The sequence below is a fragment of the Ereboglobus sp. PH5-5 genome, from assembly GCF_029504805.1.
GTDB lineage: Bacteria > Verrucomicrobiota > Verrucomicrobiia > Opitutales > Opitutaceae > Ereboglobus.
Genome location: NZ_JAQFIT010000006.1, coordinates 72,082 through 87,967, shown reverse-complemented (window position 1 = coordinate 87,967; position 15,886 = coordinate 72,082). Strand labels below are relative to the sequence as shown.

Sequence of the window (15,886 nt, the reverse complement as noted above, 5' to 3'; positions counted from 1 at the left end):
TGCGGTTCAACCGGTCACTTGCCCTGCTGGCGCGTGAATGCGTCCGTGTGGACGTCGTCGCGGCGGCGCAGGAACGTGTTGTAATAATCGGACTGGGCCTGATCGGCGCGTTCCGTTTCGCCGGTTGCGCGCAGGAGCGAGATTTCGTCCTTCATGCCGGCCATGTTTCGGAGGCGCTCATCCTCGAGATACATTCCCATCGCCCGCTCCTCGTTCGACGCGCCGAACCCGACCGTCGTCCACGAGTTGAGGCGCATGGAGGCCGTCCACTTGTTGAGCAGCCCCGTGTCGAGCCCGCTCAAGTGGCGCGACATCGCGAGTTTTTTGAGTTCGGCCTGTGTGTAAAGTGTGCGGTCAGTGAAGACCCCCGGTTTTTTGGCGGTCACCGTGTATCGCGGCAGGCGGACGATTTCATTTTTCGGCTTGTCGAGGTCGCGCAGATCGACCTCGTCGTCCTCATCCACCGGCTTGGGCGGCGGGGGCGGTGTGTATTTGAAACCGGCCGTTATCGCCGCCGACGCCCTGGGCGACAGCGCGCGCTCCGGTTGCGGCGGTTGCGCGGTCGTCGAGGTTCCCGATGCCGCGGTTGTCTGCGCGCCGAGTTGCAACGCGGCGAACAGGACGGCGCACGCGCCCAGCAGTTGCGGCAATGCTTTGGTCATGGGTCTCATGTTTTGTAAGACAACAAATCCCAAAATGTGTTGTTCGCAAAATGATTTTTCGAAAGCCGGGCCGGTTTACAAACAATGCACAAATGGACGGCTAGCCATTGGCCGGCGCAGGTTGCTTTTTATCAATTTGCAAGGTCGGGCGCGCTATGAACGCGGCGAGACCGATCAGGCAAATGATCACCCCGCAGACAACAAACGAAAGCGCGAGCCCCAGCCTTTCGGCAAAAAAACCGATGCCCGCGAGGCCGATGAGGGACGGGATTATGCTCACCGTGTGAAACATCGAAAACACGCGCCCCAGCGACGCGGACGCCACGTTCGTTTGTATGATCGCGGTGAATGTCGCCATATACACCGCGCCCGCCACGCCGCCGACCGCCGTGTAAACGGCAAACCACGCAAAGCCGTTTTGCGACAACATGCCCGACAGCGCGAACGTCGCCCCCAGCAACAAATACATCCAGTTCACGAGCGCGACCCGGTTTATGTTGTAAACCCTCATTCCCATGACGGCTCCGCCGACCAGCGATCCGACGCCCCACAACACTTCCACGAGGCTCACTTGAAACGCGTTCCCCTTGAAATGCTCCAGCGTCATCAGCGGAAAAAGCACGCTCACCGGCATGATGAAAAACATCACGAGTATGGAAAAAAGAAAAACAAGGCTAAGCGGGCGATTCGCCCACACGGCTAGAAAACCCTCCTTCATTTCGCGCGCGATTGGTTGCGAGCGCGCCCCGGTCCCGGCGGGTTTGGGGATGGCGACAAACAACAATGTGCCGCACGCAAACAACGCCCCCGCCACGTCCAGCAACAGCACGTATTGCATGTCCCAAATCGTGATGCACAGCGCTCCCAGCGCGGGACCGGCGATGTTGCCGACCGAATAAATCATCTGGTTGATGCCCGCGATGCGCGTCAGCTGCGATTCAGGCGCGAGCAACGGCACCGAGGCTTGCATCGCAGGCATGTGAAACGCCGATCCCACCGAGCGCAGCGCCAGCAGCAGGAAAATATGCCACGTCCGCGCAATCCCCAGCGCAAACAAAACCGCGAGCAAGAGCGTGCACAACGCGATAAAACCGTCCGCCGCGATCATCGTGTGTTTGCGATTCCAGCGGTCGATGAACACGCCGCTCACGGGCCCGATCAACGCCTGCGGCAGCATTGCCGCGATGGCCGCGAGCGCGAGTGTTTGCGCGGAACCGGTCTCGATGCTCAGCCACAAAATGACGGCGAAATTGACAATGGTGGAGCTAAGGATCGACAGGAACTGGCCGGCCCAAATGATCGCGAAAACTTTTTTCCACTTTTCCACCGCGCAACCAAGTCCCGTCTCCTCGGGGCGTTGACAAGCATGAACTGCGCGGAAATTCGCCCTTCTTTCGCCACCGCTCGCGCCTCACACGTCGAGCGCCTCGGCGGCGATTCCCCAGCGCAGGTTGTAGAGCGAGGTTTCGAATGTCTCGAAATGCGCGAACTCCGCGAGCGCGATGAAGGTGGCGAGCGCGGTCGGAAAAACATCGGCGCGGCCGAAGGGCATCGCGGGGATTTGGCGGCGCGATGCGAGGTCGATGGCGGCGATGCGTTCGTAGAGCGCGCGCAGATCGGGAAGCGCGAGGCGCGGGCTGGTCTCGGCGAGCGTTTTGCCCGCGGCGGCGCCGATGACGGCGCGCGCGGTGGTGGTGGTGCCGCCGGTCGCAATGGCGGCGGCGGCGGGCGGCAGGTCGAAAGTGAAGCCGCTTGCGGCGAGCGTCGCCTTGACGTGCCCGGAAATGGCGCGGCTGGCGGCGCCGGGAATGGGTTGCGCCATGTCGGGCACGAAACGCTCGCTGAGGCGCACGCAGCCGAGCTGGAGGCTTTTTTCGCGGACAATGCGGCGGTCGCGAAAGGCGAGGCATTCGAGGCTGCCGCCGCCGAGGTCGAAGACGTAGAAATCGCGCAGACCGGAAAGCGCGGGATCGCAGGCGAGCCCTCGCCCGATGTAACTGGCCTCCTCGTCGCCGGTGAGGATGCGGATGTCGCGCCCCGTGGCGGCGCGAACCATGCCGCGGAATTCATCGCCGTTGCTTGCGTCGCGCACCGCGCTTGTCGCGACGAGGATTGTGCGGCCGGGGGCGAATTGCGCGGTGTCGGCGAGCAGCTCCCGAATGGCCGCGAGCCCGCGCGCCATTGACTCGCCGGTGAGCGCGGGGTTTGCCCGGTCGATGCCGGCGCTGATGCGCGCCTCGAGCGTTTTGTAGAAAAGCGAGACGGGTTCGCGACACGGATTGCGCGTGGCGACAAGTGTTTTGATCGAGTTGGACCCGATGTCGATGACGGCGACAGTCATTGTTATTTTGGATTTTGGATTTTCGATTTTGGATTGCGCGCTACCGCGCGGGACTCGAAACGAAAACGGAGCGAAAGCTCCCAATGCAAAATCGAAAATTCAAAAGCGTGCGGGTGAATTGCGAGTTAGGGATGCGCATCAGAGGACAAATCCATTTGGCGCTATCAGGAGTGTGAACTCGCCCTTGAGGGCGGTTTTGGCGAGGCGGGCTTGCACGGCGGCGGCGGGGCCGGTGAGGAAGGTTTCGTGGAGTTTGGTGACCTCCTTCGCGACGCAGATCACGCGTTCGGAGCCGAGCACGGCGTTGATTTCATCCACAAATTTGTCGATGCGATGGCAGCTTTCGTAGAGCGCGAGTGTGTATTCAAAATCCCGATACTTTTCCAGGAAGGTGGCGCGGGCGGAGGTTTTGGGCGGGAGGAACCCGGCGAAGAGAAATCCGTTGGTTGGCAGGCCGGCGGCGCTGATGACCGCGGCGAGGGCGCACGCGCCGGGAACGGGCACCACGGGAAGCCCGAGGCGGCGGCAGGCGCGCACGATGCGGAAGCCGGGGTCGCTGAGCGCGGGCGTGCCGGCGTCGCTGACGACAGCGATTGATTTGCCCGCGGCGAGCTGGGCGGCGAGGCGTTCGGCGGCCTCGGTTTCGTTGTGGTCGTGATAGGCGGTGAGTTCGCGGCGGGGCAGGGCGAGGCGGCTGAGGAGCGCGCCGGTGGTGCGTGTGTCCTCGCATGCGATGAGATCGACCGAGGAAAGGATGGCGCGCGCGCGCTCGGTGAGGTCGGCGAGGTTGCCGATGGGCGTGGCGACGACATAGAGATGGCCGGGGAGCGGGGTGAGCGAGGCGTTGGCGGCGCGCGGCGCGGGCGTTGATGGCGTGTCGTCGGTTGCGGACATGAAAAAATCCGGTCACAGGACCGGATTTTTTGCGAAACAAAAGAGAGTGCGCGCGGCAAAAATCAGCGGCGTTGCTCGCCGGCGTTGCCCATGCCGGGAATGCCGCCTTCCCAGTCGGCGGGGCGGCTCCAGGGGATCGTGGTGTCCGTGGAGTCCTGGGTTGTGCATCCGCTGAAAATGGCGAGGAGCGCGGCGGCCATAAATGCAATGAGAAATTTTTTCATGATGTTTCGAGAGTCGGCTGTGAGGGAAATGTATGGGTGTTTGGTCGGCGGAGTGCAAGGCGAGTGTTTGCCGATGTTTGTCGGACTTGCGTGGAGGCGGTTTGGTTCCGCAAGGTTTTGCGGCGCGCCGTCCTTTGCGTTTCCGGTGTCTCGTGCGTTCAAAAAAAATATCACGATTTTGTCTGGTGTTCATGTGGTTTTTTTATCCAGTGTCACCCCGTGGTGTGCAAAAGGCCGGGATGCCGCTCATTGCCGGGCTTCAAGCGCCATAATACAAAAACATGGGTAAAAGATGGAAATTTTTTAAGGAATCCGTGCGCCATTTCTGGCAGGTCGGAACATTGACGCACAGCTCAAGGTATCTGGTCGGCTCTCTGCTCGCGGACGTGGATTTTTCCGAGGCGAGGCTGATCGTCGAATTTGGGCCGGGCAGCGGCTACGTGACACGCGAGATTTTGCGCCGCATGCGGCCGGACGCGCGCCTGATCAGTTTTGAGCTGAACGCGGTTTTTTACGAGGAAATCAAATCGATCGCGGAGACCGATCCCCGCCTGACGGCGGTTCACGGATCGGCCACGCTGGCCGCGACGATGCTGGAGCCGCGCTCGGTGGACAACATCGTGTCGGGTTTGCCGATGGGCAATTTCGGCAGGCGCACGAAGCTGGCCGTCCTCGGCACGGTGCAGACGATTTTGAAGCCGGGCGGGCATTTCAGCCAGTTCCAATATTCGCTGCTCGATTACCGCTTGATGAAGCGGCATTTTGAGACGGTGCGGCTCGGTTACACGCCGTTGAATTTCCCGCCGGCCTTTGTGTATAAGTGCGTGAGCGAGTGATTCGGGTTGCCGGCTCTTTGCCGGCGCGAATTTCGTCGCTTGCACTCCACCGGGGAACCTGCATCGTTCGCGCCTTGTTCTTTGACTGGCAAAACACACCAGTCGGATTTTTAGGCGCGCGGTTTGATTGATCAAAAACCCGTGTCGTGAAATCCAAAATCATTTTGGGGGTGTTCTGGATTCGACCCTTGGTTGGATTATATTGCTGCCGTTCGAGGATGAAGGTTGGCCTCGTTAATCACCCTTCACACCAATAATAGGCAACTACGAAGAGATGCCCTTGGCCGCCTAAGCGCGGCCTCGTTTGCACGGCGACACCTGCTAGCCGCTGCGGACGTCGACAGCAGGCATAGCGTGCGGAGAGACTCGCAGTCCGCGCGCCGTATACTTCAAAATCTGGGAGTTGGCTGATGCCCAAGCGCGTGGAGTCGCGTGACATCAGCGAGATAAATACGACACTATAACGGTAGATGCGATATGAGAAGGTCAGGGGCACGCGGGTTCAAATCCCGCCACCTCCACCAATTTTTAAAACCAATGCCCGCGCGTCGCTTGAAAATACTCTTTGTCTGCGCAATGAACAGGCGGCGCAGTGTGACCGCCGAGCGGATTTATCGCAACGATCCGCGTGTCGAAGTCCGTTCCGCCGGCGTGCGCGTTGACGCGAATCGCCGCGTTTCGGAGAACGATCTTCGCTGGGCCGATGTTGTTTTTGTCATGGAACGGGAGCATAAGCGTGCGATCACGACGCGCTTTGACGGCCTTTCCGATTTCAGCTTTCCGCCCATCGACGTTCTTGATGTTCCCGATGAGTTCGAGTTCATGGAGCCGAACCTTGTCGAAATGCTGAAACCCATGCTTGATTCGGAAATCGATCACTTGGCTGCAAGCACCGGGTAGGTTGCGGCGGGGCGTCGCCAGGCCGGTTCTTTTACCCGCCTTGACGCAACCTCGCGCGTTTGATTTCGTCATTACAAAATCAAACACCCTGACATGAGCACCCGCCGCATTATTTTTGTCCTGATCGCGCTTGGCTGCGTCGCAATGCGCGCGGGCGTTTCGACCGACTCCCCCTTTGTTCCGCGCGGCTCGGCCGCGGCCGGCAAGCTCGCGAACAACACGCCCATCGAGTTGCGCGCGATCGTGTCCGACGAAAACGGCCCGCGTTTTGCGATTTACGATCCCGCAAAAAAAGAGGGCATATGGGTGAGCGTCGATGAGCCGGGGCAGTCGTTTGTAGTGCGTTCCTACGACGCGGCCACGAATCGCATCAATGTCGACTACCAGGGCAGGACGCAGACCATCGCGCTTGTCGAGCCCAAGTTTGGCCCCGGCAAAAGCATCGCGGTTTCGGCGCCCGCGCCCGCGGGCGTCGCGCGAGCCGGCGCCGCGCAGCCCGTTCAGGGACGCGCATCCCGCGCCAATTCCTCCGGCCAGCAAAACACGCAGCAGCGAAGCGCCGACGAGGCCAAGCGGCTCGAGGCGATTCGCGCCGAGGTCGCCCGCCGTCGCGCCCAGCGCGAGGCGAGCGCGCAGCAAAACCAGCAGCGCCGGTAAGTGATTGCCGGCCGGCGGGCCCGGCGAGTTGTGTATCCAAAATCTTGATACAACACGGGCGCGGTGAAAAATCGCGCGCACCGCCAAGACCTTTTTCAACGACTTGGCAAACTTTCTCCCTCTGAAATGGAAAATTTTCCCTCTGAAAATATGTTGCCTTCGCAAAACGCCGCACTACACCGGATTCCTGTATGGCTAAAAAATCTACTAAAACCAAAAAAACCACCCGCAAGCCGAACGCTGCTTTCATGAAGCCTGTTCAGCCCGATGAAGCCCTCGCGGCCGTCGTCGGTAACAAAGCGCTCCCCCGCACGGAGCTCACCAAGAAACTCTGGGCCTACATCAAAAAGAACGGCCTCCAGGACGCCAAGAACAAGCGCCAGATCAATGCTGACGACAAGCTGAAGGCCGTCTTCAACGGCAAGAAGTCCGTCAACATGTTCGACATGACCAAGCTCGTCTCGACGCACCTCGTCAAATAAGACACAAGGCATCCCCTGCTTTGTTTAAGAAAAACCGCCGCTTCCAAAAAAGCGGCGGTTTTTTGTGCGTTTGTTTCCGCGCAAATGTTATAAGCAATCGCCGCACCTCCCATGCCGATGTTTTCCCTTAGAACAAAAATCACGATAACGATGATCGCCATTGTGAGCGCCGGGCTCGCCGCCGGCGTGTGGGAATATCGCAATGCGCACAGGGCCCGCCTCGACGAGGTGGATCGCAACGCGCGGCGCAGCGCGCTCGCCATCCACCCCGAGCAACTCTCCAAGCTCACCGGCACGCGGGCCGACGAGGGCTCGGAAGCCTACGGGCGGATCAAGCGCCAGTTGATAAGGCTCAACCGCACCCACCCCAATGTTGAATACATTTACCTGTTCCGGCAGAACCCGGAAACCGGCTCACTCGTCTGCCTTGCGGATTCCGAGCCGTTTGACTCGCCGCGCATGCTGCGCCCCGGCGATCCCTTCCCCGGCCAGATCAACGAGGCCGACGTGCTCACGACCCTGCGCACGGGCGTCACCACCGTCAACGAGTTCCAGGCCGATTCCACGGGCAGGTGGGTTACCACCTATGTGCCGGTCGATTCGCTTGACGGCAAACACAACATCATGCGCCTGGACGGCGAGATAGGCGTGTGGAACATGGCGCTGTATGAAAAAGCCTTTGTGCGGGCGCTCTATGCGTGGCTGCTCTTCGGCGTGCCGTTTGCCACATTCGTCATTGCGCGCCGCCACGCGAGGCAGGCTTTTTCCATTCGCAAACTCAACGCCGCCATGGAGCAAAGCGCCACGCCCATGATGATTGTCAGCGACACCGGCGTCATCGAGTATGCCAACCACGGCTTGTGCGCGGTCACAGGTTATGACCGCAAGGAGCTGCTCGGCCAGGTTTGGCTCGGCAAGGCGCGGGCCATGCCCGAGCACAACATCACGAAAATCGAGAAGTTCACCCACGAGGGCAAACCGTGGACGGAGGACTTCGAGCTGGGGCGCAAAAGCGGCGCGCGCTTTCCCGCGAAAGTCACCTCAACCCCGGTCCGCGACGCCGGCGGCGAAATCGCCGCCTACATTATTGTCATTGTGGACATGACCGAGATCCAGCGGCAGGCATCCGAGCTTCGCCTTGCCAAGGAGAGCGCCGAAACCGCCGATCACGCCAAAAGCATTTTCCTCGCGACCATGAGCCACGAGGTGCGCACGCCGCTCAACGGCATCATCGGGTTTTCCGACCTCCTGCTTGACACCGAACTGAGCGCCGAGCAGCGCGAATACGTGCATGCCATTTATGAGGGCGGCGAAACGCTCATGCAGCTCACGGGCGACATACTCGACTATTCGCGCATTGAATCCGGGCGCATGAGTCTCGCCGAGGAACCCTGCGATGTGCGCACCCTCCTCGAGAACACGCTCGAACTGGCCGCGCCGCGCGCCGCCGGCAAACAACTGCAGCTTCTGCATGAGATCGATCCGGCCGTTCCCGCGAGCATCATCACCGACGCCGGTCGGTTGCGCCAGGTGCTCGTCAACCTGATTGGCAACGCGGTCAAGTTCACCCCCGCAGGCGAGGTCGAGGCGTCCGTTCGTTTGGCGGCGTCCGAGCCATCCGGGCCTGTCGCGGACACATTCCCGCCGGAAACCGGGGAAAGCCCCCCGCCCGGCGACTTGCGGGAAAACGGCATCGTCCTTGAGTTCACCGTGCGTGACACCGGCATTGGAATCGCGCCCGAGAACCAGTCGCGCATTTTCCAGCCGTTCACCCAGCTTGATTCATCCAATTCGCGCCGTTACGGCGGCGCCGGGCTCGGCCTTTCCATTTGTTATGATCTCGTGCGGCTGATGGGCGGGCGCATGACCGTTGTCAGCGAGTTGGGCAAGGGGGCGGTGTTCTCGTTCACCATACGCTGCGCCGCGCACGAGGATGTTTCCGCCGCGCACGAGGAAATGCCGCTCCTTGATGGAAAACGCATCGCGGTCGTGACATCGCACGATGGTTTCGCGCGCGAACTCAAGCGCGAGCTTGCCCGCGCCGGGGCCGTCGCGCTCGGGCTTCAAATGTCCGGGCTTGGCACGACGGAATGGGATCTCGCCGTTGTCGAGTGCGACGCCGGCACGCTGACGGCGTTGCGCTCCTATGCGACCGAGCCCGAATGCTGGCATGCCGGGCGCGCGGTCGGCCTTGTTGATATTGATATCGACAAACAGCAGAGGAAATTGCTGCGGCCATATTTCCGGACGGTTCTCACCAAGCCCGTGAGCCACCAAACACTGGTGGAGCGACTCGCCAAAAACACCGGCGCCGCCGACGCGCCGGAAAGCTCCGCGCAATTATAAGCGGCGGGGGGCCGGGAGTGCATGCGCTACCTTGATGCCAGTTCCGCGCTTTCGATCACACGCACCCCGGCCTTGCGCATCTCGTCGAAGGCGCGCTTGTCGTCGCCCGGTTGCATGTTCACCGCGCGGCAGGCGTCGGCGATCACGCGCGTGTTGAAGCCGAGCTGCGCGGCGTCAAGCGCGCTGTATTTTATGCAGTAATCCGTTGCGAGCCCGGCGATGTAAATATCCGTCAGTCCGTGCTCGCGCAGATACTTTTCCAAGCCGGTTGAGTGCTTGCGGCCGTTGTCGAAGAAGGCGCTGTAACTGTCGACGCGCGGATCGGCGCCCTTGTGAAAAATGTGCTCGATGCGCCGCGTTTCGAGACCGTCGGCGAAAGCCGCGCCGTGTGTTTGTTGCACGCAATGCACGGGCCAGAGGATTTGCCGGATGCCGTGGAGATCAATGACCTCGCCCGGCGAGCGCCCTGCGTGTTGCGCCGCGAAACTGCCATGGTCGGCGGGATGCCAGTCCTGGGTTGCGAGGACATGTTGAAACAGCGGTTGCAAGCGGTTCACCAGCGGGATGATTTTTTCGCCATCGGGCGCGGCAAGCGCGCCGCCCGGCACAAAGTCGTTCTGTATGTCAACAAGCAGGAGCGTTTTTTTCATGCGGTGAATCCGGGTTTGCCGTTGGGAAAAAATCGCGCCGTCTCAAACGCCGAGCAACTCGCGCGCGCGGGCGACAAAGGCCGCGCCGCCGGCGATGTATTGGATGCGTTTCATCTTCAGGTCGAAGGTTCGCACGGGGAGCGGGTTGGTGTTGTTGAAGAAATAAAGTTCGCCGCCCCCGGCCATGCAGAGCGGGATCGCGGCGGCGATGTCCCATATCTTGACGTTGTGGTCGACGACACCCTCGAGCATTCCGTTGGCGACGTAGGAGAGGAGGAGCGTGCTGCTGCCGAGTCCGCGGATCTTGAAATTTTCGACGACGGTTTTTGCCTGCGCCGCGTAGATTTTGTCGTGGGGGCTGTGAAAGCCGACCAGGCTTTGCGGCGTGGGCGCGGCCTGCGAAACGGAAACCGCCCGGTCGCCGTCGAACACGCCGAGGCCGGGGCCGCCGTGGATGAGCGCGCGCCGGCTCATGTCGTAAACGATGCCGTAAACGGGGAGGCCGTTTTCGTAGAGGCCGAGTGAAATCGCGCAGCTGGCGAGGCCGGTGGCGTAGTTGTTGGTGCCGTCGATCGGGTCGAGTATCCACGCGAAACGCGCGCGCAGCGGCTCGGACTCGAAGCGCGCGGGATCGGCGAGCTCCTCGCTGAAAAACTCGTCGTCCGCAAAACGCTCGTGAATGAGCCGCTCGATGTTTTGTGAAATCGCGATATCGACGGGCGTGACTCGCGTGCCGTCGGATTTCCAGTTGCTTTGGGCGCGGCCGAATTCGCGCAACATAAGATCGGTTTGCGCGAGCACGGCGGCCTTGCCGGCCTCGATGCGCGAGAGGAGTTCCTGCGACGCGGTGTTTTCGGTGTGATTTGTGGACATGGAAGAGCGCAAGGAAAACACGTTCGCGCGCCCGCGCGCAAGCGCGCGGTTTGGCGGGCCTTTTCTTCCCGGCCGCGGCTCGCGACTTTTGGCTGTTTATTGCCGTGCCAGAAACCGCTCGATTCGCGCCAGCACGCGGTCGCGGCCGAGCACGCGGAACATGCCCGTGAGGTTTGGCCCCACGTTGGTGCCGGAAACGGCGAGGCGCGCGATGGACTGGTAGTCGCCGAAACCGAGGCCCTTGTCGGCGGCGAGTTTTTTGATCGCCTCCTCAATCACGAGGTCGTTCGAAAAATCGACTGTCTTCAGCGCGCCGGCGAGTTCGAGCAGGCGGGTTTTCGGATCGCCCTTGCCCATGATTTTCGCGGCGGCTTTTTCGTTGAGGGGAAAGTTTTCCGTGAAGAAATACTCCGTGTAGCCGGGCAGGTCCTCGATGCCTTTTATCTTGGGCTGGCTGAGCAGGAGGACTTCGCGCAGATAATTTTCGTCGGGCATACCGGCGGCGAAGGTGCCGTGTCGCGCGAAATACGCCTTGGCTCGCGCCACAAAATCGTCGGGCGGCAGCTCCAGCACGTAGGTCATGTTCATGTGTGCGAGTTTTTTGTCGTCAAAGCGCGCGTTGCTTTGGTTCACGCCGGGAAGGTCGAAGAGGCGGATGATTTCCGCGACGGGCATTTTTTCGCGATCGTCGCCGGGATTCCATCCGAGGAGGCTGAGGAAGTTGACGAGCGCCTCGGGAATGTATCCGCGGCGCTGATACTCCTCGACGAGCGCGCCCTGGTCGCGCTTGGACATTTTGCCGGGCCCGTTTTGCTTGAGGATGAGCGGAATGTGCGCGAAGTGCGGCACGGGCGCGCCGAAGGCCTTGAAGAGCTCGACGTGCTTGCTGGTGTTTGAAAGGTGATCCTCGCCGCGAATCACGTGCGTGATTTTCATGGCGATGTCGTCGATGACGTTGACGAGGTGAAACACGGGGCTGCCGTCGGAGCGCACGATCACGAAGTCCTCGTCCTCGACGCGCTCGACCTGGCCGCGGATGAGATCGTCGATTACGGTGGGGGCGACTTTTACTTTTTCGACGGTCTTTTTGCGATGGTCGTCGTAGGTTTCGTAGCGCTCGCCGAGGAGTTTGAACCACACGGCGCCGTCCTTCTCGTAGGCGCGTCCGGCGTCGAAGAGTTTCCGGATGTATTCCTTGTAGATCGCGTCGCGCTCGCTCTGGCGGTAGGGGCCGTAATCGCCGCCAACGCCCGGTCCCTCGTCCCAGTTCATGCCGAGCCACTTGAGGCTGTCATAAATGACATTGAGGAAATCCTCGCTGTTGCGCTCCTTGTCGGTGTCCTCGATGCGCAGCACGAACGTGCCGCCGGTGTGGCGCGCGTAGAGCCAGTTGAAGAGCGCGGTGCGTGCGCTGCCGATGTGGAAAAAGCCCGTGGGGCTTGGTGCGAAACGGACGCGGATGTTGGACATGGTGAAAATGCGGAGTGCGGGATTCGAGATGCGAAATGAAAAACGTCAGGCAATGGATTGCCTGACGTCGTGTCAAAAAGGAAGCGCGGGGCGGGGCGCTTACAAATCGGCGTATTCCGACTTGCTGGTGACGGGCCACTCCTTGTTCGTGCGCTTGACGTGGCCGGCGAGCACGCCGCCGGGCCCGAGTTCGAGAAACGCCGTCGCGCCCGCCGCTTGCGCGCTGACGAGGCAGTCCTCCCAGAGCACGGACGAGACTACCTGCTTCACGAGCGCGGCGCGGATGTCGGCGGGTTCGCTGACGGCCTTGCCGGTGGTGTTGGTGAACACGGTCATTTGCGGCGCGGCGAAGGGAATGGTTTCGAGGAATTTTTCAAACGCGTCGCGCGCCGGAACCATCAGGCGGCTGTGATAGGCGCCGGCCACATTGAGCTCCATGGCCTTTCGGATGCCGTTTGCCTTGGCGTCGGCGACGGCATCGATGATTTTTTGTTTTTCGCCGGAAATGATGATCTGGCCGGGGCAGTTGAAGTTGGCCGCCTCAAGGTCGAACTTCGCGCAAAGCGCCGCGACGGTTTCGCGCGATTCGCCGATGATCGCCGCCATGCTGCCGTGGGTCGCCTCGCACGCCATCTGCATGAGGCGTCCGCGTTCGGCGACGACGCGCAGGCCGGTCGCAAAATCGAACACGCCCGCGGCGGTCAGCGCGGTGATTTCGCCGAGGCTGAGGCCGAGCGCGTATTTTGCGTCCGCGACCCCGGCGTCGCCCTTTTCCTTGAGCGCGGCGAGGAGCGCGAGCCCGTGCACGAACAGCGCGGGCTGGCAGACCTTCGTTTGCGTGAGCTCGGCATCGGGGCCCTCGAACGAGATTTTTTTCAAATCCCAGCCGAGAACACTGTTTGCCTCGTCATAAAGCGCGCGCGCGGCGGCGGAGTTTTCGTAGAGCGATTTGCCCATGCCGACTTTTTGTGCGCCTTGACCGGCGAAGAGAAGTGCGAGTGACATATTTTTGTTATTGGTGAATGGTGAAGCCCGCAATGGCTATGAATCGCGCGCCAGAAACCAATCAGAAAATTTCCGAAAAAATTGAACACGCTTCGCGAACCATGCGCGCGGATATTTGGGGCGCGCACGGCTTGCGCGCGCCGGCGCTTTGTTTTTGTCCGTGTAAATCCCGGCAATCCGTGCTTAGAAAACCGGCTTTCAAATGAGCATCCCCCACAAACTCGCCGTTCTTGTTTTCATCGAAAACGCGCGGGGCGAACAACTCCTCATCCGCCGCGCAAAAGCTCCGAACCTCGGCGCGTGGAGCCCTGTCGGCGGCAAGCTCGAAACCGCCTCCGGCGAGTCGCCCTACGAGTGCGCCATCCGCGAGACGCGCGAGGAAACCGGCTTTGAAATCACAACCGCCGACCTGCACCTGTTCTGCATGATCGCGGAAAAATCCTACGAGGGCAGCGGGCACTGGCTCATGTTTCTCTTTCGATGCAAGAAACCCATTTCCGCGCTTCCGCCCGACATCGACGAGGGCCAGTTCGGTTTTTTCACACGCGCCGCGATGGACGACATTTACATCCCCGAAACCGACCGCGCCGCACTCTGGCCGATTTTCGACAACCACCGCGACCGCTTCGTGACGCTGCGCGTTGATTGCGATCCGGCGAAACCGCTGAGCGTCGAGACGGAGGAAATTATCTGAGCACAAGAACAAGCGCGAAGAGGCGCGAAAGACACCGCGACGGCGTTGTTTTTCCTGTGACTCTTGCGCCTCTTTGAGGTTATTAGTTTTCTGACAATTGCCATGGCCACCGACGAACAACCCAAAATCATTTTTTCCATGATGCGCGTCTCGAAAAAAATCGAGCGCAAGGAAATCCTCCGCGACGTCTCGCTCTCGTTTTTCTACGGCGCGAAAATCGGCGTGCTCGGCTTCAACGGCTCCGGCAAATCCTCGCTCATGCGCATCCTCGCCGGTCGCGACACGGAGTTCGACGGCCAGGTCGTGTTCAAACCCGGATACAGCGTCGGCCTGCTCGAACAGGAGCCGCAGCTCGCCGACGGCAAAACCGTGCGCGCCTGCGTCGAGGAGGGCGTGAAACACCTCGCCGATCTCGTCGAGGCCTACAACGCCACATGGGACGAAATCGACTCCGCCGCCGACGATGCCGCGCGCGACGCCATCACCGAAAAGCAGGGCGAGCTTCAGGAAAAAATCGACGCGCTCAACGCATGGGACGTCGCCTCGCAAGTTGACATGGCCATGGACGCGCTTCGTTGCCCGCCGCCCGAAACAATCGTGGACACGCTCTCCGGCGGCGAACGCCGCCGCGTCGCGCTCGCGCGCCTGCTCCTCCAAAAACCCGACATCCTCCTGCTCGACGAACCGACCAACCATCTCGACGCCGAGAGCGTTCACTGGCTCGAGCAGCACCTCTCGCGTTACGAAGGCACCGTCATCGCTGTCACGCACGACCGTTACTTTCTCGACAATGTCGCCGGCTGGATTCTCGAACTCGACCGCGGTCACGGCATTCCGTGGCAGGGAAATTATTCCTCGTGGCTCGAGCAAAAACAGCGCCGCCTCGCCATCGAGCAGCGCACCGAGGACCGCCGCCAGAAGGCCATGGCGCGCGAGCTCGAATGGATTCGCAAATCAGCGAAGGCGCGCGTCGCCAAATCGCAGGCGCGCATCAGCGCCTACGAGTCGATGCTCAAGGAAAACATGGCCGAAAAGGAGCGCGAATTTGAAATCCTCATTCCCGCCGGCCCGCGCCTCGGCACGCTTGTCGTCGAGGCCGGCAAACTCGCGAAAAGCTACGGCGACAAACTCCTCTTCGAAAACCTCACCTTCTCGCTTCCGCCCGGCGGCATCGTCGGCGTGATCGGGCCGAACGGCGCGGGCAAGACGACGCTCTTCCGCCTCATCACTGGCGCGGAGAAACCCGACTCGGGCACGCTGCGCATCGGCGAGACGGTGCAAATCGCGCACGTCGATCAATCGCGCGACTCGCTTCCCGACGAATCCACAATTTACGAAGCCATCAGCGACGGGCAGGAAATCCTGAAGCTCGGAGGGGCGGGAGGGCGCGAAGTGAACGCCCGCGCCTACTGCGCGCAATTCGGATTCACCGGCGCCGACCAGCAGAAAAAAGTTGGCATCCTCTCCGGCGGCGAGCGCAACCGCGTGCACCTCGCGCGCCTCCTCAAGAGCGGCGCCAACCTGATCCTGCTCGACGAGCCGACCAACGATCTCGACGTGAACTCGATCCGCGCGCTTGAGGAAGGCCTGGAAAATTTTGCCGGATGCGCCGTGGTTGTTTCGCACGACCGCTGGTTCCTCGACCGTGTGGCGACTCACATCCTCGCCTTCGAGGGCGACAGCGCCGTCGCGTGGTGGTCGGGCAATTACACGAGTTACCTCGAGGATTACCGCCGCCGCAAAGGCAAGGACGCCGACCAGCCGCACCGCATTAAATACCGCAAATTGACGCGATAGGGGGAGCATGCCGTGCGCTCGCTCGCGTGTGTTCAAGGATGCGCGCGTCCTCCTT

Annotated in this window: 16 protein-coding genes and 1 other RNA gene; 7 read left to right on the top strand and 10 right to left on the bottom strand. The window is 61.3% G+C overall.

The window, feature by feature from the left end:
• Positions 1-14: 14 nt before the first annotated feature.
• The 5 genes from M2103_RS05235 to M2103_RS05215 all read right to left on the bottom strand — a co-directional run bounded on the left by M2103_RS05235 (position 15) and on the right by M2103_RS05215 (position 4,121).
• A complete protein-coding gene (locus M2103_RS05235) occupies positions 15-662 on the bottom strand; it encodes a hypothetical protein (protein ID WP_277509197.1) in 648 nt (215 codons plus the stop codon).
• A 100-nt stretch (positions 663-762) separates the two neighbouring features.
• Positions 763-1,989, bottom strand: coding sequence for an MFS transporter (locus M2103_RS05230; protein WP_277509196.1), 1,227 nt, complete (start codon positions 1,987-1,989; stop codon positions 763-765).
• 84 nt (positions 1,990-2,073) lie between these two features.
• Complete coding sequence (locus M2103_RS05225; protein ID WP_277509195.1) at positions 2,074-3,003, bottom strand: phosphatase; 930 nt, start codon at positions 3,001-3,003, stop codon at positions 2,074-2,076.
• Between the two features lie 138 nt (positions 3,004-3,141).
• Positions 3,142-3,897 (bottom strand): 16S rRNA (cytidine(1402)-2'-O)-methyltransferase, encoded by a 756-nt coding sequence (gene rsmI, locus M2103_RS05220; protein WP_277509194.1) that lies wholly within the window; start codon positions 3,895-3,897, stop codon positions 3,142-3,144.
• Between the two features lie 62 nt (positions 3,898-3,959).
• Entirely contained in the window at positions 3,960-4,121 is a 162-nt protein-coding gene (locus tag M2103_RS05215) for a RagB/SusD family nutrient uptake outer membrane protein (protein WP_161554718.1), read from the bottom strand.
• Positions 4,122-4,435: 314 nt separating this feature from the next.
• On the opposite strand from M2103_RS05215, the gene M2103_RS05210 reads away from it, so the two are divergent.
• Both M2103_RS05210 and ssrA read left to right on the top strand, forming a co-directional pair.
• Positions 4,436-4,957: a methyltransferase domain-containing protein gene (locus M2103_RS05210; RefSeq protein ID WP_277509191.1), complete on the top strand. Its 522-nt coding sequence runs from the start codon at positions 4,436-4,438 to the stop codon at positions 4,955-4,957.
• Positions 4,958-5,123: 166 nt separating this feature from the next.
• Positions 5,124-5,481, top strand: a transfer-messenger RNA (tmRNA) gene (gene ssrA, locus M2103_RS05205).
• A gap of 4 nt (positions 5,482-5,485) precedes the next feature.
• On the opposite strand, the gene M2103_RS05200 is transcribed toward ssrA, so the two are convergent.
• Positions 5,486-5,929 carry a hypothetical protein gene (locus M2103_RS05200; RefSeq protein WP_277509190.1) on the bottom strand — a complete coding sequence of 148 codons (444 nt, stop codon included), beginning with the start codon at positions 5,927-5,929 and terminating at the stop codon, positions 5,486-5,488.
• Between the two features lie 21 nt (positions 5,930-5,950).
• On the opposite strand from M2103_RS05200, the gene M2103_RS05195 reads away from it, so the two are divergent.
• From M2103_RS05195 to M2103_RS05185, 3 genes are all read left to right on the top strand, one after another.
• On the top strand, positions 5,951-6,514 hold the full coding sequence (locus M2103_RS05195; RefSeq protein ID WP_277509188.1) for a hypothetical protein: 564 nt from the start codon (positions 5,951-5,953) through the stop codon (positions 6,512-6,514).
• Between the two features lie 191 nt (positions 6,515-6,705).
• A complete protein-coding gene (locus M2103_RS05190) occupies positions 6,706-6,996 on the top strand; it encodes an SWIB/MDM2 domain-containing protein (protein ID WP_108824358.1) in 291 nt (96 codons plus the stop codon).
• 111 nt (positions 6,997-7,107) lie between these two features.
• The gene (locus M2103_RS05185; protein WP_277509187.1) at positions 7,108-9,342 is read left to right on the top strand and encodes an ATP-binding protein; all 2,235 of its coding nucleotides are present in this window, start codon (positions 7,108-7,110) and stop codon (positions 9,340-9,342) included.
• 26 nt (positions 9,343-9,368) lie between these two features.
• Here M2103_RS05185 and pncA read toward each other — a convergent pair whose 3' ends face one another.
• From pncA to fabD, 4 genes are all read right to left on the bottom strand, one after another.
• Complete coding sequence (gene pncA / locus M2103_RS05180) at positions 9,369-9,992, bottom strand: bifunctional nicotinamidase/pyrazinamidase (protein ID WP_277509186.1); 624 nt, start codon at positions 9,990-9,992, stop codon at positions 9,369-9,371.
• Positions 9,993-10,034: 42 nt separating this feature from the next.
• Entirely contained in the window at positions 10,035-10,865 is an 831-nt protein-coding gene (locus M2103_RS05175; RefSeq protein WP_277509185.1) for an inositol monophosphatase, read from the bottom strand.
• A gap of 96 nt (positions 10,866-10,961) precedes the next feature.
• Entirely contained in the window at positions 10,962-12,335 is a 1,374-nt protein-coding gene (locus tag M2103_RS05170; protein WP_277509184.1) for a glutamate--tRNA ligase family protein, read from the bottom strand.
• Positions 12,336-12,434: 99 nt separating this feature from the next.
• Positions 12,435-13,340 carry an ACP S-malonyltransferase gene (fabD, locus tag M2103_RS05165; protein WP_277509182.1) on the bottom strand — a complete coding sequence of 302 codons (906 nt, stop codon included), beginning with the start codon at positions 13,338-13,340 and terminating at the stop codon, positions 12,435-12,437.
• A gap of 202 nt (positions 13,341-13,542) precedes the next feature.
• Between fabD and M2103_RS05160 the strand changes: the two genes are divergently transcribed.
• Both M2103_RS05160 and ettA read left to right on the top strand, forming a co-directional pair.
• Entirely contained in the window at positions 13,543-14,034 is a 492-nt protein-coding gene (locus M2103_RS05160) for an NUDIX hydrolase (RefSeq protein WP_277509181.1), read from the top strand.
• A gap of 102 nt (positions 14,035-14,136) precedes the next feature.
• Entirely contained in the window at positions 14,137-15,831 is a 1,695-nt protein-coding gene (gene ettA / locus M2103_RS05155) for an energy-dependent translational throttle protein EttA (protein WP_277509180.1), read from the top strand.
• Positions 15,832-15,886: the final 55 nt, after the last annotated feature.